General features: G+C 64.9%; 19 protein-coding genes. 7 read left to right on the top strand and 12 right to left on the bottom strand.

What is annotated here, in order from left to right; all coding sequences use genetic code 11:
* Nucleotides 1-5: 5 nt before the first annotated feature.
* Together XI02_RS22160 and XI02_RS22155 are read right to left on the bottom strand one after the other, a co-directional pair.
* Nucleotides 6-800 carry an ABC transporter substrate-binding protein gene (locus tag XI02_RS22160; RefSeq protein ID WP_172647988.1) on the bottom strand — a complete coding sequence of 265 codons (795 nt, stop codon included), beginning with the start codon at nt 798-800 and terminating at the stop codon, nt 6-8.
* Between the two features lie 27 nt (nt 801-827).
* A complete protein-coding gene (locus XI02_RS22155) occupies nt 828-1,604 on the bottom strand; it encodes an amino acid ABC transporter ATP-binding protein (protein ID WP_016845779.1) in 777 nt (258 codons plus the stop codon).
* Nucleotides 1,605-1,796: 192 nt separating this feature from the next.
* On the opposite strand from XI02_RS22155, the gene XI02_RS22150 reads away from it, so the two are divergent.
* Nucleotides 1,797-2,702 (top strand): LysR family transcriptional regulator, encoded by a 906-nt coding sequence (locus XI02_RS22150; protein ID WP_172647989.1) that lies wholly within the window; start codon nt 1,797-1,799, stop codon nt 2,700-2,702.
* Nucleotides 2,703-2,727: 25 nt separating this feature from the next.
* On the opposite strand, the gene mfd is transcribed toward XI02_RS22150, so the two are convergent.
* Complete coding sequence (gene mfd / locus XI02_RS22145; protein ID WP_172647990.1) at nt 2,728-6,246, bottom strand: transcription-repair coupling factor; 3,519 nt, start codon at nt 6,244-6,246, stop codon at nt 2,728-2,730.
* Nucleotides 6,243-6,533: a succinate dehydrogenase assembly factor 2 gene (locus XI02_RS22140; protein WP_016847004.1), complete on the bottom strand. Its 291-nt coding sequence runs from the start codon at nt 6,531-6,533 to the stop codon at nt 6,243-6,245. Before XI02_RS22140 ends, mfd begins: the two co-directional genes overlap by 4 nt.
* A gap of 244 nt (nt 6,534-6,777) precedes the next feature.
* Here XI02_RS22140 and recG point away from each other — a divergent pair, with 244 nt between their 5' ends.
* A complete protein-coding gene (gene recG, locus XI02_RS22135) occupies nt 6,778-8,886 on the top strand; it encodes an ATP-dependent DNA helicase RecG (RefSeq protein WP_172647991.1) in 2,109 nt (702 codons plus the stop codon).
* A 17-nt stretch (nt 8,887-8,903) separates the two neighbouring features.
* Here the strand turns inward: recG and XI02_RS22130 are convergent, their stop codons facing one another.
* The 4 genes from XI02_RS22130 to XI02_RS22115 all read right to left on the bottom strand — a co-directional run bounded on the left by XI02_RS22130 (nt 8,904) and on the right by XI02_RS22115 (nt 12,729).
* Complete coding sequence (locus XI02_RS22130) at nt 8,904-9,701, bottom strand: DUF502 domain-containing protein (protein ID WP_026192753.1); 798 nt, start codon at nt 9,699-9,701, stop codon at nt 8,904-8,906.
* Nucleotides 9,702-9,807: 106 nt separating this feature from the next.
* A complete protein-coding gene (gene glmS / locus XI02_RS22125) occupies nt 9,808-11,634 on the bottom strand; it encodes a glutamine--fructose-6-phosphate transaminase (isomerizing) (RefSeq protein WP_016847000.1) in 1,827 nt (608 codons plus the stop codon).
* A 175-nt stretch (nt 11,635-11,809) separates the two neighbouring features.
* Entirely contained in the window at nt 11,810-12,457 is a 648-nt protein-coding gene (locus tag XI02_RS22120) for a hypothetical protein (protein ID WP_016846999.1), read from the bottom strand.
* A complete protein-coding gene (locus XI02_RS22115; RefSeq protein ID WP_016846998.1) occupies nt 12,454-12,729 on the bottom strand; it encodes a hypothetical protein in 276 nt (91 codons plus the stop codon). The genes XI02_RS22120 and XI02_RS22115 overlap by 4 nt, the downstream gene beginning before the upstream one ends.
* A 396-nt stretch (nt 12,730-13,125) precedes the next feature.
* Between XI02_RS22115 and XI02_RS22110 the strand changes: the two genes are divergently transcribed.
* Nucleotides 13,126-15,093 carry an oleate hydratase gene (locus tag XI02_RS22110; protein WP_172647992.1) on the top strand — a complete coding sequence of 656 codons (1,968 nt, stop codon included), beginning with the start codon at nt 13,126-13,128 and terminating at the stop codon, nt 15,091-15,093.
* A gap of 169 nt (nt 15,094-15,262) precedes the next feature.
* Here XI02_RS22110 and XI02_RS22105 read toward each other — a convergent pair whose 3' ends face one another.
* Together XI02_RS22105 and XI02_RS22100 are read right to left on the bottom strand one after the other, a co-directional pair.
* The gene (locus XI02_RS22105) at nt 15,263-16,057 is read right to left on the bottom strand and encodes an adenylate/guanylate cyclase domain-containing protein (RefSeq protein WP_038376465.1); all 795 of its coding nucleotides are present in this window, start codon (nt 16,055-16,057) and stop codon (nt 15,263-15,265) included.
* 175 nt (nt 16,058-16,232) lie between these two features.
* Entirely contained in the window at nt 16,233-17,297 is a 1,065-nt protein-coding gene (locus XI02_RS22100; protein WP_172647993.1) for a carbon-nitrogen hydrolase family protein, read from the bottom strand.
* A gap of 278 nt (nt 17,298-17,575) precedes the next feature.
* Here XI02_RS22100 and XI02_RS22095 point away from each other — a divergent pair, with 278 nt between their 5' ends.
* The 3 genes from XI02_RS22095 to XI02_RS22085 all read left to right on the top strand — a co-directional run bounded on the left by XI02_RS22095 (nt 17,576) and on the right by XI02_RS22085 (nt 20,514).
* Entirely contained in the window at nt 17,576-18,526 is a 951-nt protein-coding gene (locus tag XI02_RS22095; RefSeq protein ID WP_172647994.1) for a LysR family transcriptional regulator, read from the top strand.
* Nucleotides 18,527-18,603: 77 nt separating this feature from the next.
* Complete coding sequence (locus tag XI02_RS22090) at nt 18,604-18,918, top strand: DUF485 domain-containing protein (RefSeq protein ID WP_172647995.1); 315 nt, start codon at nt 18,604-18,606, stop codon at nt 18,916-18,918.
* A gap of 12 nt (nt 18,919-18,930) precedes the next feature.
* Nucleotides 18,931-20,514 (top strand): cation acetate symporter, encoded by a 1,584-nt coding sequence (locus XI02_RS22085; protein WP_018271588.1) that lies wholly within the window; start codon nt 18,931-18,933, stop codon nt 20,512-20,514.
* A 375-nt stretch (nt 20,515-20,889) separates the two neighbouring features.
* Here XI02_RS22085 and XI02_RS22080 read toward each other — a convergent pair whose 3' ends face one another.
* Nucleotides 20,890-21,927, bottom strand: coding sequence for an IS110 family transposase (locus XI02_RS22080; RefSeq protein ID WP_018269073.1), 1,038 nt, complete (start codon nt 21,925-21,927; stop codon nt 20,890-20,892).
* 211 nt (nt 21,928-22,138) lie between these two features.
* Complete coding sequence (gene glmU / locus XI02_RS22075; protein ID WP_172647996.1) at nt 22,139-23,497, bottom strand: bifunctional UDP-N-acetylglucosamine diphosphorylase/glucosamine-1-phosphate N-acetyltransferase GlmU; 1,359 nt, start codon at nt 23,495-23,497, stop codon at nt 22,139-22,141.
* A 184-nt stretch (nt 23,498-23,681) separates the two neighbouring features.
* Between glmU and XI02_RS22070 the strand changes: the two genes are divergently transcribed.
* Nucleotides 23,682-25,067, top strand: coding sequence for a hypothetical protein (locus tag XI02_RS22070; RefSeq protein ID WP_194483152.1), 1,386 nt, complete (start codon nt 23,682-23,684; stop codon nt 25,065-25,067).
* Nucleotides 25,068-25,151: the final 84 nt, after the last annotated feature.

The raw sequence follows: 25,151 nt of genomic DNA, 5'->3' as shown, positions 1-25,151 counted from the left end.
ATGTCTCAGGGCGCGACGATCGGTCCGAGCTTGTTCTTCTCGGCGGCAGCCTTGAGCCGGCCGTCGAGCTTGATGGTGCGAACGAACAGGTTCACGTAGTTCAGCCAGATCTGGTCACCCTGGTTCATGACGTAAGCGTAAGGCGTCACGGACAGGTTTTCCGGCGGCACCACCGTCGTGGTCCAGTCGAACTGGGCATTCATTTTGATCGAGGCCGGATAATCGGTCATGACGACGTCGACGCGTTGCGCCATCAGCTCAGCCTGGGTGGTGGCCGGAGGCGCAACCGCGACGGTCTTGGCGTTCTTGAAGTAGGACCGCATGAAGTTCTCGACATAGCTGCCGAGCGAGACGCCGGCGTTGACGCCGGACTTGTCGATGTCAGCCCACGACTTGATCGGACCGCCCTTGCGCACGACGGCATAGACGCCGCTCGTCAGATACGGATCCGAGAACGCGACGGCCTGCGCCCGCTTCATCGTCGCCCCGACGCCGAACATGCCGAGATCGCATTTGTTGGCCTGCAGGTCGGCGATGAAACTGCCGAAGCTGGTCTCCACATAGTCCAGCTTCACGCCCATGTCCTTTGCGAGCTCCCTGGAGAGATCGATGTCGATCCCCTCGAGCTGTCCGCTATCTGGGTTGCGGAACGAAATCGAATAGTACATGGGCCAGATGCAGACCCTGAGCACCCCGCTCTTGGTGATCTCGTAGAGTCGCGATTGCGTCTGCTGGGCAGCCGCCGGCGTCATCGAGAGAAAGAGCGCGCAAACGAAGGCAAGTCGGCGCAGATTTGGCATGAGCTTCAATCTCCTGTCGTGCAGTGATCACTCGTCAAACTGATTGAGAAAGCGCTTGGCGCGCTCGGTCGTCGGCCGTTCGAAAAAGGCGGCCGGCGTGCCGTGCTCAACGATCATCCCCTCGTCCATGAACACGACATGGCTCGCCACGCGCCGGGCGAAGCCCATCTCGTGCGTCACCACGAGCATCGTCATGCCTTCGAGCGCGAGCGTGCGCATGACCTGCAGCACCTCGCGGCGAAGTTCGGGGTCGAGAGCCGACGTCGGCTCGTCGAACAGGAGTATCTTCGGCTGCATGGCAAGCGCCCGGGCGATCGCGACGCGTTGTTGCTGACCTCCGGACAGCCTGGCCGGATAGGCATCGCGCTTCGCCTCCATGCCGACCTTCTGAAGCAGCCGTTCGGCCGTGACGACCGCCTCGTCCCGGCTCACCCCGCGCACGCGCATCGGGGCCTCGATGATATTTCCCAGCACCGTCATGTGCGGCCACAGATTGAACTGCTGGAACACCATTCCGATTTCCGGCCGCACCTTGCGGGCAGCGAGCCGCACATCCGACGATGGCCGGGCCTGCGAGACCGTCGCCCCTTCCATCACGACGCGCCCGTCGGAAGGAACTTCCAACAGCGCCATGCATCGCAGAAGGGTCGTCTTGCCGGAGCCGCTTGGACCGATGATGCAGGTCGACTGCCCGGTGCCCAGCGCAAGATCCACGCCGTTCAGAACGGTGTGGGCGCCGAAGCGTTTGACCACCGCCTCGGCGGCCAGGACCGACGCAGCACATGATGCGTGGCTTGTGTTCATCCCCGCAGACCCTCCAGACGACTTCATCGCGAAACATAAGCAAATATAATGCCAATGCTTCGTCACGCTCAGATTGCGGTAACATTATCTGGAATTTCGCCGGCGTGATGTGCGAAAATTCTTTGTATTGTTGGCGTTTCCCTTCATGCTCAATACCACGAGCAGCATCGAAACGATATATAGATATTGGTTATGGATAGGCGTCTTGTTGAGATTTTCCATGCTGTTATGCAGCATCGATCGGCAACCGAGGCCGCGCGCGCACTCGGCATATCGCAGCCGGCTGTGAGTGCGGCTTTGAAACGGCTGGAGGCGGATGTCGGGTTTGCGCTGTTTCGCCGGGAGAGCCGCCATATCGTGCCTACGCCGGAGGCGCATCTGCTGCACAATGAAGCGATCCGGGCGCTCGCCGGGTTTGCCGAGCTGGAGGACGCCGCTGCCGGGATCTCTGCAGGCAAGCGCGGCGTTCTGACGATCGCGAGTCCGGGGCCTGGGATAGTCTGGCTTCCGGGCGTCGTCAGCCGCTTCCAGCGCGAGCGCCCGTCAACAACGATCAGGCTCCTGACCCGAAGCTCCGAGAATGTCCGGAGCCTGGTCTCGGCGCGTGCATTCGACTTCGGAGTCGCCGAGCCGCCGTTCGACCGCACCAATGTCGTGTTGCGGCGCTACCGGATGTCGCTCGACTGCGTGATGCCTGCAACGCATGCACTGGCTGACCGGAAAGTCGTCACTCCCGATCTTCTCGAGCGACATGATCTGATCATCACCTCGCAGAGCCGATCGACCTACGCCGCGGTATCGCGCGCCTTCGAAGCCAGCGGTACGCCGTTTCATCCGGCGATCGAGTGTGAATTCTTCGCCGTCGCGCTTAACCTCGTCATCGATGGCGCGGGTGTCTGCCTCGTCGACGCGCTCAGCGCGTCCGAAACGCTCAGGCGAACCAGCGGAGCGAGCACGCTCGTCGTCCGCCCCTTCGCGCCGGCGATCCACTACGAGGTCGGAGTCCTCAAGCCGACGATCGGCGAACTCAGCGTTCTCGCCGAGCAGTTCCTGAAACTGCTCGACGACCACGTTGCGCCATATTTGATCCGATCCTGAACGGGGACTTGCGTCGGACCGCGCGTCAAGCCGCCTTCTTGCTCTCCGCGAGATTGGCGAGCTGGCGCAGGATCTCGGTGGTGCCCGCGAGCCGCTCTTCGGGCGTATCCCACTCCTGGAAGAACACCACCTTCATGTCGGGCCGCACCTTGGCGGCCTGGCCGTGCTGGCGAATGAAGCTCACCAGCCGCTCCGGATGGGCAAAGCTGTTGTCGCGGAATGCGATCACGGCGCCCTTCGGGCCGGCGTCGACCTTTCCGACATTGGCCCTTCGGCAATAGGCCTTGATCGCGGCGACCTTGAACAGATAGCGCACCTCGTCCGGCAGCACGCCGAAGCGGTCGCGCATCTCGGCGGCAAAGGCGTCGATGTCCTCGTCGGTGTCGAGATCGGCGAGCCGGCGATACAGCGACAGCCGCACGCTGAGGTCGTTGACATAGTCCTCGGGGATCAGGACCGGCATGCCGATCGTGATCTGCGGCGACCAGCGGTCGGCGGCGGGCTCGGCGACGCCGGCCTTGAGGTTGACGATCGCCTCCTCCAGCATCGACTGGTACAGCTCGAAGCCCACTTCCTTGATGTGGCCGGACTGCTCTTCGCCGAGCAGATTGCCGGCGCCGCGGATGTCGAGGTCGTGCGAGGCGAGCTGGAAACCGGCCCCCAGCGTCTCCAGCGATTGCAGCACCTTGAGCCGGCGCTCCGCCTGCGCCGTGATCTTCTGCTGCGCCGGCAGCGTGAACAGTGCATAGGCGCGCAGCTTGGAGCGGCCCACGCGGCCGCGCAGCTGGTAGAGCTGGGCGAGGCCGAACATGTCGGCGCGGTGCACGATCAGCGTGTTGGCGTTCGGGATGTCGAGACCGGACTCGACGATCGTGGTCGACAGCAGGATGTCGTACTTGCCGTCGTAGAACGCGGACATGATGTCCTCGATCACGGTCGGCGGCATCTGGCCGTGGGCGACCGCGACCTTCATCTCCGGCACGTTCTTGTCGAGGAAGTCCTTGACGCCGGCGAGGTCCTCGATCCGCGGCACGACATAGAACGCCTGTCCGCCACGGTAGCGCTCGCGCAGCAGCGCCTCGCGGATCATCAGGGGATCGTGCGGTGCGACGAAGGTGCGCACCGCAAGGCGATCGACCGGCGGCGAGGCAATGATCGAGAGCTCGCGGACGCCGGTCAACGCAAGTTGAAGGGTGCGCGGGATCGGGGTTGCCGACAGCGTCAGCACATGGACCTGGGCGCGCAGCTGCTTCAGCCGCTCCTTGTGGCTGACGCCGAAATGCTGCTCCTCGTCGACGATCAGCAGGCCGAGATCCCTGAACTTGATGGCCTTGCCAAGCAGCGCATGGGTGCCGACGACGATGTCGACATTGCCGTCGGTGAGCCCCTTCTTGACCTGGTTCAGCTCCTTGGTCGAGACCAGCCGCGAGGCCTGCGCGATATTGACCGGGAAGCCGCGGAAGCGCTCGGTGAAGGTCCGTGAGTGCTGGCGCGCCAAGAGCGTGGTCGGCACCACGACCGCGACCTGCTTGCCCTCCAGCGCCACGGCGAACGCCGCACGCAGCGCCACCTCGGTCTTGCCGAAGCCGACGTCGCCGCAGATCAGCCGGTCCATCGGGCGGCCGATCTCGAGGTCCTTCAAGGTCGAGGTGATGGCCCCGAGCTGATCCTCGGTCTCCTCATAGGGGAAGCGCGCGCAGAACTCGTCATAGACGTGCGGCTGCAACGGGAATTTCGGCGCCTCGTGCAGCTGCCGCTCGGCTGCGATCTTGATCAACTCGCCCGCGATCTCGCGAATGCGGTTCTTCAGCTTCGCCTTGCGCGCCTGCCAGCCGCCGCCACCCAGACGATCGAGCTCGACATTGGCGCTGTCGGAGCCGTAGCGCGACAGCAGCTCGATGTTCTCGACCGGCAGGAACAGTTTTGTTTCGGCGGCATAATGCAGCTCGAGACAGTCATGCGGCGCGCCGGAGACTTCGAGCGTCTGCAAGCCCACGAAGCGGCCGATGCCGTGCTCGACGTGGACCACGAGATCGCCAGTCGCAAGGCTCGTCACCTCCGAGATGAAATTGTCGAGCTTGCGGCTCGCCTTGCGCGGCCGCACCAGGCGGTCGCCGAGAATGTCCTGCTCGCTGATGACGGCGAACTCGTCGGTCTCGAAGCCGGATTCCATGCCGAGCACCGCCAGCATGGTTTCGTTGCGCGGCGTCGCCTGCACGATCCGCCAGGTGTTGACGCTGGTCGTGTTCAGGAGCTTGTGGTCGCGCAGCATCGCGCCCATGCGGTCGCGCGAGCCCTCGCTCCACAGCGCGATCACCACCTTCTTGCGCTGGCTCTGCAGCGCGCCGACATGGCCGACCACGGCCTCGAACACGTTGACGTTGGTGTCGGCGCGTTCGGGGGCGAAATTGCGGCCCTGCCGCGCACCGGCGTCGAACACGTCGGGCGAGCCTTCGGGCACCGCGAACGGCGTCAGCCGCGCCAGCGGCGCATCGCCGAGCAGCTTGGTCCATTCGGCCTCGGTCAGATAGAGCTTGTCCGGCGGCAGCGGCTTGTAGATCGCGCCGCTACCCGGATGCTCCAGCGCCTCGCGCCGCGCGTCGTAATAGTCTGATATCTGCGAGAAGCGCTCGCGCGCGGCGTCCTCGCCCTGCGGCTCGATCGCAACCGTCGCGCCGTCGAGATAATCGAACAGCGTGTCCATCCGCTCCTGGAACAGCGGCAGCCAATGCTCCATGCCGGGGTGGCGCCGTCCTTCCGAGACGGCTTCATAAAGCTGGTCGTCGCGTTCCGGCGCGCCGAACGCGGCGACATAGCCCATGCGGAAACGCCGGATGGTCTCGGTGGTGAGCTGGAATTCCGAGACCGGCACGAGATCGAGCCCGCGCATGTCGAGCAGCGTGCGCTGGGTCTCGGCATCGAAGGTACGGATCGATTCCAGACTATCACCGAAGAAATCGAAGCGCACCGGCTGGTCGAGGCCAGCCGGAAACAGATCGAGGATCCCGCCGCGCACCGCATATTCGCCGGGCTCGCGCACGGTCGACGAACGGGTGTAGCCATTGTGCTCGAGCCAGGCGACGACCGAGTCCATCGGCACGACGTTGCCGGGCGCGACCGACAATGCTTGCGCCGCGACCTGATCGCGCGCCGGCACCCGCTGCACGGCGGCGTTCACGGTGGTCAACACGATCAGCGGCTTGTCGCTGCCGACCAGCCGCGACAGTTTTGCCAAGGCGGTCAGGCGCTGCGCCAAAATGCCGGAATGCGGCGAGACGCGGTCATAGGGCTGGCAGTCCCAGGCCGGAACCTGCATCACGGCGATATCGGGTGCAAAGAACTCCAGCGCGCGGGCGAGTTGCTGCATCCGCGCGCCGTCGCGGCACACCACGGCAAGGCTCACCGCCGGACGCTTCGGCTGCGCGGCGATGGCGCGCGCCAGATCGGAGATGACGAGCCCTTCGGCGCCCTCGGCGACGTTGGCGATGGTCAGCACCCGGCCGGGCGCGAGCATCGCGGCCGGTGATTTCATCGGCTGTTTCATGCGCTGGGATCCGCGACCCGAAACGCCTTGATGCGGGCAAACAGCGCGGTCTCGTACTCTGCGGGAAGCACCTTGTCGCCGGTCAGCGCCGCATAGAGATCGGGATCCGGCACCTCGATCAGATGCTCGAGCTCGCCGAGCTCGTGGTCGGACAGTTCGCCAATGGTCGCGTCGGCGAAGCGGCCGAGGATCAGGTCCATCTCCCGGGTGCCGCGATGCCAGCAGCGAAACAAAAGCCGCTTGCGGCGGTCATCGAGCCCGCGGCTCGATCGTGTCGATCCCGTCATGTCCCAAAATCCATCCAACGCCAAAAGCCCGGACGTGCCGGGCGGGCCTGATATAGCCATGGCGATGGCCGATGTCAGCCCTCATTCGCCGCGTTTTGGGGTTTCCCTGGGCGCATGCCGTCACCGGGCTTGCGCGCCGTCGAAGGCTTGTAGCCGGAATCCGGCCGACATCAGCTCCAAAAAAAGACGTGGATGCCCGGCACAAGGCCGGGCATGACGTACTGAAACGGTCTTGGATTCGTCGATGCGCCCAGCCCTGCTCAATCCGCTGTTTGCCCAGGTCACGACCCTGCAAGGGGTCGGCCCGAAGCAGGACAAGCTGCTGCGCTATCTGCTCGACCGCAGCGAGACGCCGCGGCTGGTCGACCTGCTGCTGCATCTGCCGGCGAGCGTGATCGACCGCCGCGCCCGGCCGAAGATCCGCGACGCCGCGGTCGGAACCATGGTCACGCTCGAGGTCACCGTCGACCGCCATCGGCCGCCGCCGCCGCGCAATTCGCGCGCGCCCTACCTCGTCTATGCCAGCGACGATACCGGCGACGTCGTCTTGACGTTCTTCCGCGCCCAGCCCGGCTATGTCGAGAAGCTGCTGCCGGTCGGCGAGAAGCGCTACGTCTCCGGCACGCTGGCGATGTATGACGGCATCCCGCAGATCGTGCATCCCGATCGCGTCGTCGATGAAGCGGGCTTTGCAAAACTGTCCGGCATCGATCCGGTCTATCCGCTGACCGAGGGGCTTGCGATCGGCTCGCTCCGCCGCGCCATCGCGCAGGCGCTGACCAGGCTGCCGGATCTGCCGGAATGGATCAGCCCCGAGGTGCTGCGCCGCTGCAACTTCCCGCCGATCAGGGAGGCGCTGACCCGCGTCCACGTGCCGGTCGAGCTGACCGACATCCTGCCCGACGGCCCGTTCTGGTCGCGCCTCGCGTTCGACGAACTGCTCGCCGGCCAGCTCGCGCTCGCCCTGATCCGCGCCACGCTGCGCCGTCCCGCCGGTGTGCGCAACGCCGGCGACGGTCATCTGCGCCGGAAGATCATCGATGCCCTGCCCTATGCGCTGACCAGGTCGCAGCAAGAGGCGGTCGCGGCGATCATCGCGGACCTGCAGCAGCCGGTGCGGATGCTGCGCCTCGTGCAGGGCGATGTCGGTTCCGGCAAGACCGTGGTCGCGCTGCTGGCTGCCGCCGCGGTTGCGGAAGCCGGCAAACAGGCCGCGCTGATGGCACCGACCGAAATCCTGGCGCGCCAGCACATCAAGACCATCGCGCCGCTCGCCGAGCGCGCCGGCCTACGCGTTGCGATCCTCACCGGCCGCGAGAAAGGCAAGGAGCGCCGCGAGCTGTTGGCGCAGCTTGAGGGCGGCGAGATCGACCTCTTGGTCGGCACCCACGCGCTGATCCAGGACGATGTGGCCTACAAGGCGCTGGCGCTTGCCGTGGTCGACGAGCAGCATCGCTTCGGCGTGCGCGAGCGCCTGGCACTGACTTCCAAGGGCGAGGCCGTCGACGTGCTGGTGCTGAGCGCCACGCCGATTCCGCGCACGCTGGTGCTGACTTACTTTGGCGACATGGACGTCTCGGAGCTGCGCGAAAAGCCCGCCGGCCGCCAGCCGATCGACACCCGCGCGGTGCCGATGAGCCGGATCGAGGACGTCATGGACGGCGTCGGCCGCGCGCTTGCCGCCGGCAAACTGGTCTACTGGATCTGCCCGCTGGTCGATGAATCCGAGGCCGAGGGCACCGAGCATCTCACCAACGCGACCGAACGTTTCGAGAGCCTGCAGAAGAGGTTCGGCGATCGCGTCGGCCTCGTGCACGGCCAGATGAAGGGCACCGAGAAGGATCGCGTGATGGCGCAATTCGCCGCGCACGAGATCGGGCTCCTGGTCGCAACCACCGTGGTCGAGGTCGGCGTCGACGTGCCCGCGGCGACCATCATGGTGATCGAGAACGCCGAACGTTTCGGGCTTGCGCAGCTGCATCAGCTGCGCGGGCGCATCGGCCGCGGCTCGGAAGCCTCGACCTGCCTGCTGCTCTACAAGGAGCCACTCGGCGAGATGTCGAAGGCGCGGTTGAAAGTGATCCGCGAGACCACGGATGGCTTCCGGATCGCCGAGGAGGATCTGAAGCTGCGCGGCGAAGGCGACGTGCTCGGCATCCGCCAGAGCGGCCTGCCCGGCTACCGCATCGCGCGCTCCGAGGTGCACGGCCAGCTCATCACCCAGGCCCGCGACGAGGCGCTGCGGATCATGAAGGACAATCCGAAGCTGAAGGGCGAACGCGGCGACGCGCTGCGCGTCCTGCTCTACCTCTATGAACGCGACGAAGCCGTGCCGTTGATCGGGGCTGGGTAGTATGGAGTGGCGCTTGCCTACTCCACCTTCGCCGGCGCGGGCTGTGTGGCCGGCTGCAGCGAGGCCTGGTTGGCCGAAGCCTGGCTGGCAATGCGCGCGGCATTGGCCATGCCGGCGAGCGCCGCGGCGCGCTTCTGATCGTTGGCGCCGGGCTGCACCACGCCGGCCGACATGATCAGCGTCGCGGCATCCTCGGTGCTCATCTCGATCTCGATGATCTTGCTCTTCGGCACATAGAAGAAGAAGCCGGTGGTCGGGTTCGGCGCGCACGGCAGGAACACCGAGATATGCTCCTCCTCTCCGGGGAAGCTGGCGGCGAGCTCGGTGCTCGGCGCCTGCGAGATCAGCACGATCGACCACATGCCGGGAGAGGGAAACTCGACCAGGCCGACGCGGCGGAAGCTCGAGCCGTTGCCGGAGAACAGCGTCTCGAATACCTGCTTCAGGCCGCGGTAGATCGCGCGCACCGCAGGGATGCGGCCAAGCAGCCGTTCGCCGAGATCGACCAGGGTTCGCCCGATCAGGTTGGCGGTGAGGAAGCCGAGCAGCGTCAGCGCGATGACCGCGACAATCAGGCCGGAACCCGGCAGTCCGAACGGCAGATACGTTTCCGGCCGGTAGGCCGTGGGCACGAACGGGCGGACCAGATTGTCGACCCAGTTCACGAACCACCAGGTCAGATACAGCGTAATCGCAACCGGCCCGGCCACCACGAGGCCGGTGAGGAAATAGTTGCGAAACCGCGCCATCAGCCCGCGCGGGGCATCCGGGGGCAATTCACCGGTCGAGGCGGGAGGCACTTGGTTGGAGGTCATTGCGGTTCCAAGGTCGTCGAAGCGGCGTCGGAGCGGCCGTAGTCCATCACCCAGCTAAGCCATTCTAGCAGCTTTTTGAAGGGCCGCGTGAAGCCGTGGCTTGCGACTATTCGACCGTGACCGATTTGGCCAGATTCCGGGGCTGATCGACGTCGGTGCCCATCACGACTGCGGTATGATAGGCGAGCAGCTGGACCGGAACAGCGTAGACGATCGGCGCGAAGGTCGCCCCCATGTCCGGCATCACGATCGTCACCAGCGACTGGATGGTCGCCTCCGCCGCGCCCTTGGCGTCGGTCATCAGGATGATCTTGCCGCCGCGGGCGGCGACCTCCTGCATGTTGGAGACGGTCTTCTCGAACACCTTGTCGTAGGGCGCGATCACCACGACTGGCATGTGCTCGTCGATCAGCGCGATCGGCCCGTGCTTGAGCTCGCCGGCGGCATAGCCCTCGGCGTGGATGTAGGAGATTTCCTTCAGCTTCAGCGCACCTTCCAGCGCCAGCGGATAGCTGGTGCCGCGGCCGAGATAGAGCACGTCGCGCGACTTCGAGATCTCGCGCGCCAGCTTCTCGATCTGCACTTCGGTGGTAAGCGCTTCCGACATCAGGCGCGGGATCTCGACCAGGCCATGCACCAGCTTGGCCTCGTCGGCATCGGACAGCTCGCCGCGCGCCTTGCCGGCGGCGACCGCGAGCGAGGCCAGCACCATCAGCTGGCAGGTGAACGCCTTGGTCGAGGCGACGCCGATCTCGGGGCCGGCGAGCGTCTGCAGCACGGTCTCGCTCTCGCGTGCGATCGTCGAGGTCGGCACGTTGACGACCGAGAGCGTGTGCGCGCCCTGCGCCTTGGCGTAGCGCAGCGCCGCCAGCGTGTCGGCGGTCTCGCCCGATTGCGAGATGAAGATCGCAAGGTCGCCCTTGCGCAGCGGCGCCTCGCGGTAGCGGAATTCGGAGGCGACATCGAGCTCGACCGGCAGCCGCGCCAGCCGCTCCAGCCAGTATTTCGCAACGAAGCCGGCATAGCTCGCGGTGCCGCAGGCCGTGATCGAGATGCGCTGGATATCCTTGAAGTCGAACGGCAGTTTCACCGGCATGGTGACGCGCTCGGTCGCCATGTCGACGTAACGCGCGAGCGTGTGCCCGACCACTTCCGGCTGCTCGTGGATCTCCTTCGCCATGAAGTGACGATAGTTCGCCTTGTCGACCAGCGCCGTCGCCGTCGTGTGCTTGATCGCCTCGCGGTGGACGACGGCATTGTCTTTGTCGAAGATCGTGGCGCCCTTGCGGTTCAGCACCACCCAGTCGCCGTCCTCGAGATAGCTGATCGTGTCGGTGAATGGCCCGAGCGCGATCGCATCGGAGCCGAGATACATCTCGCCCTCGCCATGGCCGACCGCGAGCGGCGGGCCGTTGCGCGCGCCGATCATCAGATCGTCCTCGCCGGCGAAGATGAAGCCGAGCGCGAACGCGCCGCGCAGCTGCGACAGCACTGCCCTCACCGCCTCGATCGGCTTGACGCCGCCCTTCAGCAGATTGTCGACCAGATGCACCACGACCTCGGTGTCGGTCTCGGTCGAGAACGCCGCGCCCTTGGCCTCGAGCTCCTCGCGCAGCTCGCGGAAATTCTCGATGATGCCGTTATGCACCACGGCGACGCGCTCGGTGGCATGGGGATGTGCGTTGTTCTCGGTCGGTCGCCCGTGCGTGGCCCAGCGGGTGTGGCCGATGCCGGTATGGCCGCCGAGCGGCTTGGCCTCGAGCCGGGCTTCGAGGTTCTTCAGCTTGCCCTCGGCGCGGCGCCGCGCCAGGCCACCATTCTCCAGCGTGGCAACACCGGCGGAATCATAGCCGCGATATTCCAGCCGCTTGAGCGAATCCACCAATTGCTCCGCGACCGGAGCGCGTCCAAGAATGCCGACGATGCCGCACATGCGGTTCAATGTCCCCAAAAATCGCCGAAAATTTGCCAAAGCGGCGACACGGTCCCTTAACGGGAATCGCCGGCCGCAAGATACTCAATAATTATTGCCGATTGCGACAGTCTTAAACGGCAAGGTTGATGCGAAAGGCTGGTTAATCGGGGCTAACCATTTTGGCAAGAGCGCGTCAGCGGGGACCCGTCGGCGCGGGCCACGGTTTCGCCTCCCAAATCGTGGTCCATTCCTGACCCGCGCCGCACGCAGGCGCACTGACCTCGACGCGAACCACGACAAAGCTTTCGCGACTGGTCGCGTCCAGCCGATAGACATGCCGCAGGTGTGGGCTGGGACACAGGTCCGATCCGGTTTCGGCCTGAAACAAGCCGGCCTCCTCCCTCCATGTGATGAAACCCGGAGTGTCCGTCGTACCGAAGCCGTCCAGCGCGACGTACGGAAATTCCATTGGCTTTGGTCTGATGACGTCGGAAAGATCGAACGCGCGATGCGATCCGGTCACGGAAAGGCGACAGAACATCAGCGCGAGACGATGCCCGGCCACTTTCATGAAGCGAACCGGCAACTTTTCGATGTCATCCCTGTATTTGCAGCCGGATTGCTCGGCCGCAAGCGCGAGCATCCTTGGCACCAGGGCCGGATCGGAAATTTCAAAGTCCGTGCGTCCATTGGCAAGGCTGCTCCATTCGCGAAGCGCCTCGCGTCGTGCATTGATGCTCGAAGTTTCGTCGCCGCGCGCGACCGACACGAGCGACGGACCGGCCGTGAGAAGACCTCCGAGCAACAGCTTGATCAATCCAGCGATCAGCCGCGCGCTCACGGTTCGCAGCCCCGGCCACGCAGCCAGACGTCGCGGCAGGTAACCAGCATGCCGTGCAGTCCGTTCTTGAGGAAAAACAGATAGAGCGCGAACAGTGGCACGAAGCTGAGCCGATCGCCGCCCCAGGAAACGAACTCGGGTTGGTCGTGTGTCTTCCGGGATAGCACCAGCAGCTGTCCGGTCTCGGCCCATTGGTAGAGTCGTGCCGCGCTGAAGTACGTCACCAGGCTGCAAAAGGCTCCAATCAAAACGGTCGCAGCAAGTTTGCGCATGACGTGTTGTGCCTCGTCGCCTCCTAAGAGCGATGAAACCGCAGACGGCAAACGCCGCTAGCCGCATCAATACGTCATTAACGCCTTTCGGCGAGGCCAGCCGACGCCGGAGGTAGTCGGCGCTCCCAGAAGGTGATTGGCGGCACGCTATGGCGGCGCATCCTCGGCGCGCGGTAGAGACGCACCTACGATCCCTGACCGGCGCGCGGCGATCCGGTCAACCTCCCCAAATCACTGAAAATTTGCCGGCTCCGCGACACCCTCCCTTAACGAAGCATCGCCGGTCGCGCCGCAACATCTTCGCCGCAACCGGGCCCGGGCCAGAAAATGACATGGCGAACTGCCAACATCGGCCCCACGGAGATCGCGAAAGCCAATCACGCAGAAAGGTCGCCAATGACTGATGTCGCAGCTTCCGGCACGCCCACCTTCGAGGTCGAAACCGACGCGTCCAGGCGCTACTGGCACAACGGGAGCCACAACACGCTGCCGCCGCCGGACATGATGGGCGCTTACATGCGCAACCGTCCCGTGTCGAAACAGCCGGTCGAAGCCCGCAAGGCCTGGATCATTGGCAGCGGCATCGCGGGACTGGCCGCGGCCTTCTACATGATCCGCGACGGCGGCATGAAGGGCGACGACATCACCATTCTCGACACCATGCACGTCGAGGGCGGCTCGCTCGACGGCGCCGGTGATCCCGAGAACGGCTACATCATTCGCGGCGGTCGCGAGATGAACTGGAACTACGACAATCTCTGGGACATGTTCCAGGACGTCCAGGCGCTGGAATTGCCCGAGGGTTACAGCGTTCTCGACGAATACCGGCTCGTCAACGACAACGATCCGAACTTCTCCAAGGCGCGGCTGATGCACAAGCGCGGCCAGATCCGCGACTTCTCGACGCTCGGCCTGTCGAAGCCGCAGCAATGGGAATTGATCCGCCTGCTGCTGAAGCGCAAGGAGGATCTCGACGACATCACCATCGAGCAGTACTTCAGCCCGGGCTTCCTCGAGACCAACTTCTGGTTCCTCTGGCGCTCGATGTTCGCCTTCGAGAACTGGCAGAGCCTGCTCGAAATGAAGCTCTACATGCATCGCTTCCTCGATGCGATCGACGGGCTGACCGACATGTCGGCGCTGGTATTTCCGAAATACAACCAGTTCGACAGCTTCGTCCGTCCGCTGGTGACGCATCTGCGCGAGCGTGGCGTCAAGGTGCAGTTCGATACCCGCGTCCACGATCTCGACATCAAGACCGACGGCGATGCCCGCACGGTCACCGCGATCCACGCCAAGGTGGGCGGCGCCGACACCACCATTCCGGTCGGTCCGAAAGATCTGGTCTTCGCGCTCACGGGATCGATGACCGAGGGCACCGCTTATGGCGACATGGACCACGCCCCCGTTCTTCAGCGCGGCAAGCATGATCCGGGTGAGGCCAGCGACTGGACGCTGTGGACGAACCTGGCGAAGAAATCGCCGATCTTCGGCAAGCCCGAGAAGTTCTACGGCAATGTCGACAAGTCGATGTGGGAGTCGGTCACGCTCACCTGCAAGCCGTCGCCCTTCGTCGACCGGCTGAAGGAGCTTTCGGTCAACGATCCCTATTCCGGCAAGACGGTCACCGGCGGGATCATCACCTTCACCGACTCCAATTGGGTGCTCAGCTTCACCTGCAACCGGCAGCCGCACTTTCCGACCCAGCCGAAGGACGTCCTGGTGGTCTGGGTCTATGCATTGCTGATGGACAAGGAGGGCAACTACGTCAAGAAGCCGATGCCGGCCTGCACCGGCCGCGAGATTCTGGCCGAGCTCTGCTACCACCTCGGCATCGAGGACAAGCTGGATGCGGTGGTGGCGAACACCAAGGCCCGCCTCGCCTTGATGCCCTACATCACCGCGATGTTCATGCCCCGCGCGGCGGGCGACCGGCCGCATCCCGTCCCCGCGGGCTGCACCAATCTGGGCCTGATGGGCCAGTTCGTGGAAACATCGAATGACATCATCTTCACGATGGACAGCTCGGTCCGCACCGCGCGGGTCGCGGTGTACACGCTGCTCAAACTCGCCAAGCAGGTGCCGGACATCAGCCCCACGCAATATGATATCCGGACCATCCTGAAGGGCGCCCGTGCCTTGAACAACAACGAACCGTTCCCGGGCGAACGCCTGCTGCACCGGCTGCTCGACAAGACCTACTACGCCCACATTCTCCCGCCACTGCCCGAGCCCGATTCCACGCGGCGCGGCAGTGCCGAGCGCGAGCTGGCGGGACTTCTCGGCAAGGGCGATCAGGCGCTCGGTGCCATCATCGGCTGGCTGGAACGGATTCGAGAGAGCATCTCGACCCGCAAGGGCTAGAGCACGGTCCGGGAAAGTGCGATGCGGATTTCCGAAAAGATCATGCTTTGACGATGGTCCGAACGGCGACGGCGGCTCAACCGGATCTCATCGCGCTGTAGCGCGTCGAGCCATCAGCGTGTCGCGCCGGCGTTGATCGCAACGCCGACGTCGATCCCTGCCGGACGCCCTAATGCTCAACCCGATAGAGCCGCCATCGCTCCGGCACGCCCTTGAGCTGGTGCGCGCCGCGGTCCTTGAAGCGGATTTCGGACTTTGACATCAGGTCCTTGACGGCGCTCGAGACCAGCACTTCGCCAGCCCGCGCTTTCGCTGCGACGCGCGCGCCGATGTGAAACGCAAGACCGATCACCTCCGCCCCACTCACCTGGTATTCGCCCGCGTGCAGTCCGACCCTGATCTCCAGCCCCAGCGTTCGCACGGACTCGCGGATTGCGGTCGCGCAACGGATCCCGGCTGCCGGCGCGCGGAACGTCGCCAGCACCCCGTCCCCCGTCGTCACGACTTCCTTCCCCCGCAAGGCCTTCAGCTCCCTGCGCACAGCGACATAGTAGTGATTCATCACCGTCGCCCAGCGCGTGTCGCCGAGCCGCGCGGCCTTTTCGGTGGATCGGACGATATCGACATAGAGGATGGTGGCGAGCGCTTGCTTGAGCTGCGAGTCCCGATCGGCGGTTCGGCGCCGATTCGCGATATTCCCAGCCAGCGGTTCATAGCGATGGCTGCGTCGCCGCGCGATGGCGGCCTTGGTGTAGTCCTGAGCGCGCTGCACCGTGCGGCAGCGAATGGTTTTCTCCTGCGGTGGAAACGTCCAGTAGACCTTTCGCCCGTCGCCCGCGCCATCAACCTGCACGGCGCCCCACTTCAGGAAAACCGTTGAGCCGGCCCGTCGAATGCACCATGCCTTCGACGTGTATCCGGAAACGTTCGACTGATGGACTCCGATGCGAAGGAATTTTGGCATGAGCGTCCGGCCGATCGAAGAAGCGTTTGGCAGCCTACCCAGGGTAAAGCGTAGACATACATTCCAGCGTTGGCAACGGTGCAGGTGTGCGGACTATCCAGAACGCCGGACTACGATGTCCGCATCGGGTCCCGCAACCGGACGAAGGATTGCATGAGGCAGCACCAGCTCTTCGTCAGCTCCGATAGTCGCGGCCCTGACCGTTCGAACCGGCGTCGGCATCGACAGCCAGAATTGCCGCGTCCTGCACTTGCGCTATCGGCAGATCTGCATCTCGGAATCGCGCGGGGGTCAACCGGCTGCGGTCGACCGTCACGCCAAAGATGTCGAAGCGGTTGTAGTAACCGACCACGTCGTGAAACTGTTTCGGCTCGACGCAGCGATTGAGATCGATCTCCGCGTAGGCGATCCCCTCCTCGTCCTGCAATCCATCGCCGAAGACGCTGCCCGTCGGATCGACGAAGAAGCTCGCCGCACGTGGCGTCTGGTCGATCACGTCGGCGATCGTTCGATCGCGTTCGATGAGGAAGGCACGCATCGCCTGGTCCATGTAGCCGGCGGTGACGATCCCGAAAACCTTGGCTTCGAAGCAGTGGGCGCTGGCCCGGATACGGTTGGCCGCCACGTTGTCGAAATTGCCGCCGCCTGCCGGGCGTCGCGTGGGCCACATCGGCGGCCAGCTCGAAATGTGCACCTGCTCGCCCTGCGCCATCAGCGCGAAGCGGGCCAATGGATTGGTATTCTCGCCGCAAATCAACCCGCCGATCCGGCCCTGCCGCGTCTCCGCGACCTTAAGGCCCGCACCATCCCCGGACGACCACACCAGCTTCTCATAGAAGGTCGGAACCAGCTTGCGGTGATGGATCAGAATTTCTCCGGTCTCGCCGATCAGCAGGTTCGAGTTCCACAGCCCCCCGACGCTGACGGCCGATCGCTCGCTGATGCCGATTGAGACGGTGACGCCGAGGGCGCGCGCCTCGGCGCAAAGCCGCGCCACTTCCGGTCCGTCCGCCAGCACGGATTGCTCGGCCATGCGCACGAACAGATCGTGGTTGTCGATCGGAGGCCACAGCGCGGCCCAGACCGGAAAGGCGGGAATATAGGTCTCGGGAAACGCGATCAGCTCGGCGCCGGCCCTGGCCGCCTCGCGAATGATGGCGATCGCCTTTTCGGTGGTCGCCCAGCCGTCTAGGAAGACGGGCGCGGCGTGGACGGCAGCAGCCTTGAAACGAGCGAGCATGTCGAAAATCCCGGCTAGGCGTTTTCCAGCGAAGTGGATACCGGTTCGCGTGAAGAAACGCGTCAAATCAAAAATCTGGAGCCCCGTTCCGACCCAATCGGATCGGAACGGAAGGCTCTAGGATGAGGGGAGCGAAGCGGTATCATCCCTGCCTTGCCAGCGTGCATGGGAATTGTCGCAAGGTCGGTTGCGAAGGATCGGAACCGCCACGCGCTGGAACGGGAATTGCTTTGCTGACAAGGGCCGCAATCTCAACGGCCGCAACCTGGAGGCAGATCATGTTCGACACGATCAACTGGGACGATCTGCGGGTGTTTCTCTGCGCCGCCCGCGCCGGCAATCTCAGCCAGACCGCGAAACGGCTGCGGCTCGACCATTCCACCGTCAGCCGGCGCATCGCCCAGATGGAAGCTTCCCTCGGGGTGGCGGTGTTCGAACGCCACCGCACCGGGCTCAAGCTCAACGAAGTCGGCGAGCGGCTGTTGCGTCACGCCGAGCGGGTCGAGAGCGCGGTGATCGCGATCCGCGAGGAGGCCAGCGCCAGCGACACCCAGGAACTCGTCGGGACCGTGCGGCTCGCCACCATGGAGGGGATCGCCTCGCTCTATTTGGCGCAACGCTTTGCCAAGCTGCGTCGCACCGCGCCACAGCTCACCGTCGAACTCGTCACGTCCGCTCAGACGGTTTACGTCCATAAGCGCGAGGCCGATCTGTTCGTGTCCTTCTTCCGGCCACCCGGTCCGGGCCTGATCTCGGAGCGCATCGGCAAGTTTCGGCTCGGGCTGTTCGCGAGCCAGGACTATCTCGACAACCATGGGATGCCCGCAAGCCTGCGCGACCTGCAGGATCATTGGTTCGTGTCCTATATTGAGGATCTGATCCAGGTCGATTCGGTGCGCTGGCTCGCCGACGTCATCGAAGAGCCGAAAATCGCCTTCCACTCCAACAGCATGATCGCGCAGATGAACGCCGCGGCGGGCGGCCTCGGCATCGTGATGCTGCCGAGCTTTGCCACCAGGGACCGGCCCGAGCTGATACCCGTGCTGCCCGCTCTCGCCGGCACCGTTCGCGAGGTCTGGCTCAACGTCCATAGCGACCTGCAATTCGCCCCGCGCATCCGCGCCGTCCGCGCCTTCCTGAAAAATACCCTGAAGCAGGATCCCGACATGCAGGTCACGCTGGCCGATGTCGTGCCGCAGCCGCGCACAGCAGATTGCAAAAATCCATAATTCCCTTCCGTCAGACCCCGGCTGAAGCTCGTCCGATTGGCGCAAGGAGAGCGCGCTGAAGTTTTGAGGGGGCCGATATGAACGTGGTTATTCCCGGCAATGCCGATCCGGCGCAGAGCGGCGGCGCATTGGCCAAGAAAGCGGCCGAGCAACTGGCCAAGAAGCGGCTGACCGTCGCGCTCGTTCTGAGCGTCGCGATGATCGCGATCTATTTCGGCTTCATGGGGCTTTTCGCGTTCGACAAACCGCTGCTCGGCACCATCCTGATGCCCGGCCTGTCGCTTTGCATCGTACTCGGCCCGCTCGTCATCATCTCTTCCTTCGTGCTCTGCCTGGTCTACGTACTGTGGGCGAACCGGGTGTTCGACGCAGGCGTTCGCGAGCTTCGCTAAGGGGACAGGCAAATGGGCAGCAGCACGCTTTCGATCGGGTTCTTCTTCGCCTTCATGGCGTTGACGCTGGCGATCACCTATTGGGCTGCGCGGCGCACGCGCACCACCGAGCACTTTTTTGCCGCCGGCGGCCAGGTCACGCCGTGGCAGAACGGCTGGGCACTCGCGGGAGACTTCCTGAGCGCCGCGGCTCTGCTCGGAATTGCCGGCATCGTCACCTCGAATGGCTTCGACGGCATGATCTATTCGATCGGGTGGCTGGTCGGCTGGCCGATCATTCTGTTCCTGATCGTCGAACCATTGCGCAATGTCGGCCGTTTCACCTTCGCCGACGTCGTGGCCTATCGCCTGCGCCAGCGCCCGGTGCGCCTCGCCGGCGCCATCGGTACACTTGCCGTGATCCTGTTCTACCTGATCGCCCAGATGGTCGCGACAGGATCGCTGATCAAGCTGCTGTTCGGCCTGCCCTACACCTGGTCGGTCATCGTCGTCGGCAGTGTGATGCTGGTCTATGTGCTGTTCGGCGGCATGTTGGCGACGACCTGGGTGCAGGTGGTCAAGGCGGTGCTGTTGATGGGCGGCGGCATCCTGCTCGCCTTCCTCGTGTTGACCCATTTCGACATGAATCCGCTGAAGCTGTTCGCCGCGGCGTCCGAGAAATACGGCACCAAGGTGCTGCAGCCGGGATCGAAGGTGGTCTCGGGTCAATGGGATGCCATCTCGCTCGGGCTCGGCCTGATGTTCGGAACCGCCGCGATGCCGCATGTGCTGATGCGGGCCTATACGGTGAAGGATTCCAAAGCCGCACGGCTGTCGATCCTCTATGCCACCGGCCTGATCGGCGTGTTTCATCTCATGGTCTTCATCATCGGCTTCGGCGCCATGGTGCTGGTCGGCCCCGAGGCGGTGGCCAAGGCCGGAGGCGGCGGCAACATGGCAGCGCCCCTGCTCGCACTCACCGTCGGCGGCAATGCGTTCTTCGGCTTCATCTGTGCGGTCGCGTTCGCGACCATGCTCGCGGTCGTCGCGGGGTTGACGCTGTCGGGCGTCGCCACGCTCTGCCACGACGTCTGGACCAATGTGATCCGGAACGGCACCGCTTCGGAGACCGAGCAACTCAAGGTCGCGCGGGTCGCGACTGTTCTGATTTCCATCCTCGCCATCGGCCTGGGCATCGCGTTCGAGGGCCAGAATGTCGCCTTCATGGCGGGACTTGCGTTCTCGATCGCCTGCGCCGCCAACTTCCCGTCGCTCGTGCTCGCCATCACCTGGCGCCACTTCACGACGCCTGCTGCCGTGGCGAGCATCCTCGTCGGCACGCTGAGCTCGCTGGTGCTGATCTATCTGTCCCCGACCATCCAGGTCGACATTCTCGGCAAGCCGCTCGCCGCGGTCGAGCATCAATGGTGGTTCGTGTCGCTGCGCAATCCCGCGATCATCAGCATGCCGTTATCCTTTGCGGTCGCGATCCTGCTGTCGCTGGTCACACGCGAGAAGAACGCAAGCCTCGCCTTTGACGAGATGCAGCGGCGCATCCTGCTCGGACCGGTCCAGCCGAAGACCGACGAGCCGCGCCAGGCGAAGAATGCGGCATGAGCGGGACAACCGATCGACGTTGCGATCAGCCCGTTGCGAACCCCGTCACCCGATGCGGATGTGTGACTCACAGATCGCGCAACACACTCAGTGTCGTCCCGGCGAAAGCCGGGACCCATATGTGGACGGCCCCCGTGGCACAAGAGCTTTTTGGTGAGATCGGATCGCTTGCATCCATATGTCCGGCCTGTTGAGTGCGATCGGGTCGATCGCTGGCCAAGATGGGTTGCGCGATGCGAGTTCCAAACAACCAGGCGACCTGTTGACGGCCGATGGGTCCCACGGATTGTCTCGCATCGTTGCTCGATCGATCGCTCCATCTGCTCCTGCAGCTCCGGGTCGACCGGCGAGCGAGCCCGCCGGCCGGCCAATCGATTAGGCGGCGGCTGTCATGGGCTTGATCCGTGCCGCCTCGTAACTCTCGCCCGTCGCCATCAACTTCCAGGCGATACGGGCTACTTTGTTGGCAAGCGCCACGGCCGCAAGCTTCGGCGGCTTGCGCTGGATCAGGGCCAGCAGCCAGCGCGAGTGATGACCGCGTCCGCGCCTGGCCTGCTGGATCACCGCTGTGGCCCCGATGACCAGCAGACGGCGCAGGTCCTCATCGCCCGCCCGCGTGATCTTGCCAAGCCTGGTCCTGCCGGCGGTAGAGTGGTCCTTGGGTGTCAATCCCAGCCAGGCCGCAAAATGACGACCAGAACGGAACGCGTGCGGATCAGGTGTCTTCATCACCAGCGCGGTTGCAACGATCGGACCGACCGAGGGGATCTCAGCCAGGCGCCGGCCCGTGGCATCGCCGCGGTGCCAGGCCATCAGCTTGGCCTCAACCGCCTTCAACTCACCCTCGAGCCTGGCGCGCTCCCGGCCCAGCACCACAAACAGCTCGCGCGCCAGGGCGGGAAGCGTCTCGTCCTGCGCAATCCGCGCCAGCAGTGGCTCGATCGCGTCCAGTCCTTTGGGTGCGATCAGGCCATACTCCGCCGCATGGCCGCGGATCGTATTGGTCAGCTGGGTGCGCCGGACGATCAATCCGTCGCGGACGCCCATCAGCATCAGCGCAGCCTGCTGCTCGGCCGTCTTCACCGGCACGAAGCGCATGCTCCGCCGGCTCATCGCTTCACACAGACCTTCTGCATCCCGCCCGTCATTCTTGTTCCGCATCACGTAGGGTTTAACCAATTGCGGTGCCATCAGCTTCACTTCGTGACCGAGCTTGGAAAGCTCCCGCGCCCAATGTTGCGAAGCCCCGCAGGCCTCCATCCCGATCACGGTCGGCGGCAATTTGGCGAAGAACTCCAGCACCTGTTTGCGCGACAGCTTCTTGCGCAGCACCACCTGCTCCGCCGCATCAACCCCATGCAGCACAAAAATATACTTCGACGTATCAATCCCAATGCGGATAATCTGGTTCACGGACGGCTCCCATGTATGAGATCTAGACAACCTCATTCTGGCACACTGATGCCGTAGGGGGCCGTCCACACCATCAACCACCGACGGTCATTGCCTTACGATGCTGGAACGACGAGTCCTGTCCCCAACTTCCGCCGCGGAGTATGGGTCCCGGCTTTCGCCGGGACGACACCTTATGGTGAGACAGGCTCGCAAATATGTCGCGAGAAGATCACTTCCCCTTCGCAGCCTTCTCCTTCAGCTTCGCCGTGCGGTAGCGCGCGGCGCCGCCTTCGCGGATGGACTGCTCGCTGCGCTCGAGCGCCATCGCATCGTCGGGAACGTCCTTGGTGATCACCGAGCCCGAGCCGATATAGGCGCCCTTGCCGATCGTCACCGGCGCGACCAGCGACGTATTGGTGCCGATGAAGGCGCCCTCGCCGATCAGCGTCTTGTGCTTGAGGAAGCCGTCATAGTTGCAGGTGATGGTGCCGGCACCGAGGTTGGAATTGGCACCGACATGGGCGTCGCCGACATAGGAGAGATGGTTGACCTTGACGCCGGCCTCCAGCCTCGAACCCTTGGTCTCCACGAAATTGCCGATCTTCACGCCGTCGCCGAGCGAGGTGCCGGGCCGCAGCCGCGCGTAGGGTCCGAGCTCCACCTTCTTGCCGAGCGTGGCCTGGGTGATGTGCGAGAAGGAATGGATGACGGCGCCGTCGTCGATCGACACGCCGGGACCGATCACCACGAACGGCTCGATCGTGACGTCCTTGCCGAATTTGGTGTCGGCGGCGAGATAGACCGTCTCCGGTGCGATCAGGGTCACGCCGGCCTCGAGCGCCTGCTTGCGCAGCCGCGCCTGCATCACGGCCTCGGCCTCGGCGAGCTGCGCCTTGGTGTTGATGCCGCGCACTTCGTCTTCGCTGGTCTCGATCACGACGGCCTCCAGTCCGAGTTCCCTGACAATGCCGACGGCATCGGTCAGATAATATTCGCCCTTGGCATTGGCGTTGCCGATCTTCTCGATGATCGCGAGCGCCTTCTTGCCGTCGAACGCCATCACGCCGGCATTGCACAGCGTGATCTCGCGCTCTTCGGCGCTGGCATCGGCCTGCTCGCGGATCGCAACCAGCTTGCCGTTCTCGACCACCAGGCGGCCGTAGCCGGTGGGGTCGGCGGCATGGAAGCCGAGCACCGCAAGCGCCGCGCCGTCGCGCAGCGGCGCGCGCATACGGGCAAAGGTCTCGGCCGAGATCAGCGGCGTATCGCCGAATGCGATCAAGAGGTCGTCGGCGCCGCGGGCGATCGCCTCACGCGCCGCCAGCACCGCATGCGCGGTGCCGAGCCGTTCGCGCTGCACGAAGGTCTGCGCGTCGGATCGCACCCGGCGTGCCTCGGCGGCGACCGCCTCATGGTCGGGACCGATCACGACCGCCAACTGCGATCCCTCGCCGGAGGCCGCGGCGTTGAGCACATGCGCCAGCAGCGGCTGCCCGGCCACGGGGTGCAGCACCTTCGGCAGCGACGAGCGCATCCGCGTGCCCTCACCGGCCGCAAGCACCACTGTCAGGCTCGTTCGCGCAGTCATTCGCAATCCTCGATGTCGCGCGCAGTTTCGCTGCGCAAAGCTTTCTTCGAGGCCGTCTTTAATTGTTTTCCCCGGCAGAAGAAACCGATTCGCCTCCATGGCGCTCCGGATTCAAGTTCCCGGTCCATTTCCTGTTAATCTTTGCCTCGTGATTCGGCGGGCCTTGAGGAGGGCCAAGCGGGCTTTGGCCAAAGATCGCGACAATCTGGCGGCGGAATTCGACACCGAGAGCACCACCGGCTTTTTGGCCGAGGAGGATGCTCTGGATCGCCGCATGCTGTGGCGGCTCGGCTCGTGGGGCGTTGCCGCGGTCGGCGCCGTTACCGTTGCGGTGATGGCCAACCAGTCGGCGTTGACGCTGCGGCGCGACCAGGTCGCCGCAGTGGACCTCGCGCGACAGGCCCAGCAGTTGCAGACGCTGGCGAAGGAGAGCCACAACGAGACACGCCGGCTGGCGTCCGCGATCGATACGCTCAACGGCGACCGCGACCGGCTGTATTCGCGCGTCACCACGCTGGAGCAGGGTCTCGATTCCGTGACCGGCGCGATCGCCAGGCAGCCGGCGGCACCCATGGCGGCACCATCGCCCTTGGCAGCGGCGCCCGGCGCCTCGCCCGTACCCGCCAATTCGTCCCCCGCCGCCTCCGCGCCAACCGTTGCCGCTGTCGCAACGACGCCGCCGGTCGCATTGGATAGGCCGGCGGCGATCGACAAGCTGCCCGTAGCCGGCGACAGCAAGGCGACCGGGCCGATCGAGAGGCCGGTTGCGGCGGCCGAAAAGCCGGTAACGGCCGACAAGAAACCGGCGCCCGCGGCCGCCAGGCCGCAGGCCGCCGCGGAGAAGCCGCCAGCCTCCGACAATTCGCCGCCGAATTCCGCCTCGGCCGCATCGATCGCCAGTCCGATGAGCGCCGCGGCGGCCAGCACCGAGGATGCACCCGCTGCGCCGGCGCCGATCGCAGACAAGCCGCCCGCCGACAAGCCGGTGCTGGCATCGCTCGACCCTGCGGCGAACAAGGCAACCGATGCGGTCAAGCCGCCGACCGCCAACGACGTCACCGCCGCGCCGATGCCACCGCTGGTGATCACAGCGGATCCGGACGCCGAGGACGATGCGCCGCAGGCACAGATCCACCGCACCGAATTCGGCGTCGATCTCGGCACGGCCAATTCGGTCAACGGACTGCGCGCACTGTGGCGCGGTCTGCTGAAGTCGAAGGCCAACGCGCCGCTGGCGGCGCTGCGGCCGATCATCGTGATCAAGGAGAACAGCAACGGGCTCGGCATGCAGTTGCGCCTGGTGGCCGGACCGCTGAACGACGCCGGCACCGCCGCCAGGATCTGCGCGGGCCTCAGCCTGGTGCAGCGGACCTGCGAGACTGCGATCTATGACGGCCAGCGGCTGGCCCTCAACGAGCCGCCCGCCGGAGCCAAGCCGGCGCCATCGCATCGGCGGGCCGTGCCGAAGCGCGCCGTCGCACCGCCGCCGCAACAGCAGCAGCCGGTCGCCGAGGACAAGAAACCGGAGCCGACCACGATCTCCTCGATGTTCCGGCGGAACAGCCAATAATCATGTCAGCCAAGGGATTGCGGCCGGATTTTCAACCGATTTCGATGCTCCGACCGAGCTTGTCCCGCAACCCGATCCCGACCA

It is taken from the genome of Bradyrhizobium sp. CCBAU 21365 (genome assembly GCF_015291305.1).
GTDB classification, from domain to species: domain Bacteria; phylum Pseudomonadota; class Alphaproteobacteria; order Rhizobiales; family Xanthobacteraceae; genus Bradyrhizobium; species Bradyrhizobium elkanii.
This window is presented reverse-complemented; position numbering and strand designations above follow the sequence as displayed.

Coding starts and splice junctions, on each gene's coding strand:
- glmS (WP_016847000.1), bottom strand. CDS start 11,634: ATGTGCGGCATCGTCGGCATTCTTGGACGCGCTCCGGTCGCGGAGCAA.
- XI02_RS22130 (WP_026192753.1), bottom strand. CDS start 9,701: ATGACCTCCAACCAAGTGCCTCCCGCCTCGACCGGTGAATTGCCCCCG.
- XI02_RS22140 (WP_016847004.1), bottom strand. CDS start 6,533: ATGACGGGATCGACACGATCGAGCCGCGGGCTCGATGACCGCCGCAAG.
- XI02_RS22090 (WP_172647995.1), top strand. CDS start 18,604: ATGAACGTGGTTATTCCCGGCAATGCCGATCCGGCGCAGAGCGGCGGC.
- XI02_RS22160 (WP_172647988.1), bottom strand. CDS start 800: ATGCCAAATCTGCGCCGACTTGCCTTCGTTTGCGCGCTCTTTCTCTCG.
- XI02_RS22105 (WP_038376465.1), bottom strand. CDS start 16,057: ATGCCAAAATTCCTTCGCATCGGAGTCCATCAGTCGAACGTTTCCGGA.
- XI02_RS22150 (WP_172647989.1), top strand. CDS start 1,797: ATGGATAGGCGTCTTGTTGAGATTTTCCATGCTGTTATGCAGCATCGA.
- XI02_RS22085 (WP_018271588.1), top strand. CDS start 18,931: ATGGGCAGCAGCACGCTTTCGATCGGGTTCTTCTTCGCCTTCATGGCG.
- XI02_RS22155 (WP_016845779.1), bottom strand. CDS start 1,604: ATGAACACAAGCCACGCATCATGTGCTGCGTCGGTCCTGGCCGCCGAG.
- glmU (WP_172647996.1), bottom strand. CDS start 23,497: ATGACTGCGCGAACGAGCCTGACAGTGGTGCTTGCGGCCGGTGAGGGC.
- XI02_RS22100 (WP_172647993.1), bottom strand. CDS start 17,297: ATGCTCGCTCGTTTCAAGGCTGCTGCCGTCCACGCCGCGCCCGTCTTC.
- XI02_RS22115 (WP_016846998.1), bottom strand. CDS start 12,729: ATGCGCAAACTTGCTGCGACCGTTTTGATTGGAGCCTTTTGCAGCCTG.
- XI02_RS22095 (WP_172647994.1), top strand. CDS start 17,576: ATGTTCGACACGATCAACTGGGACGATCTGCGGGTGTTTCTCTGCGCC.
- mfd (WP_172647990.1), bottom strand. CDS start 6,246: ATGAAACAGCCGATGAAATCACCGGCCGCGATGCTCGCGCCCGGCCGG.
- XI02_RS22110 (WP_172647992.1), top strand. CDS start 13,126: ATGACTGATGTCGCAGCTTCCGGCACGCCCACCTTCGAGGTCGAAACC.
- recG (WP_172647991.1), top strand. CDS start 6,778: ATGCGCCCAGCCCTGCTCAATCCGCTGTTTGCCCAGGTCACGACCCTG.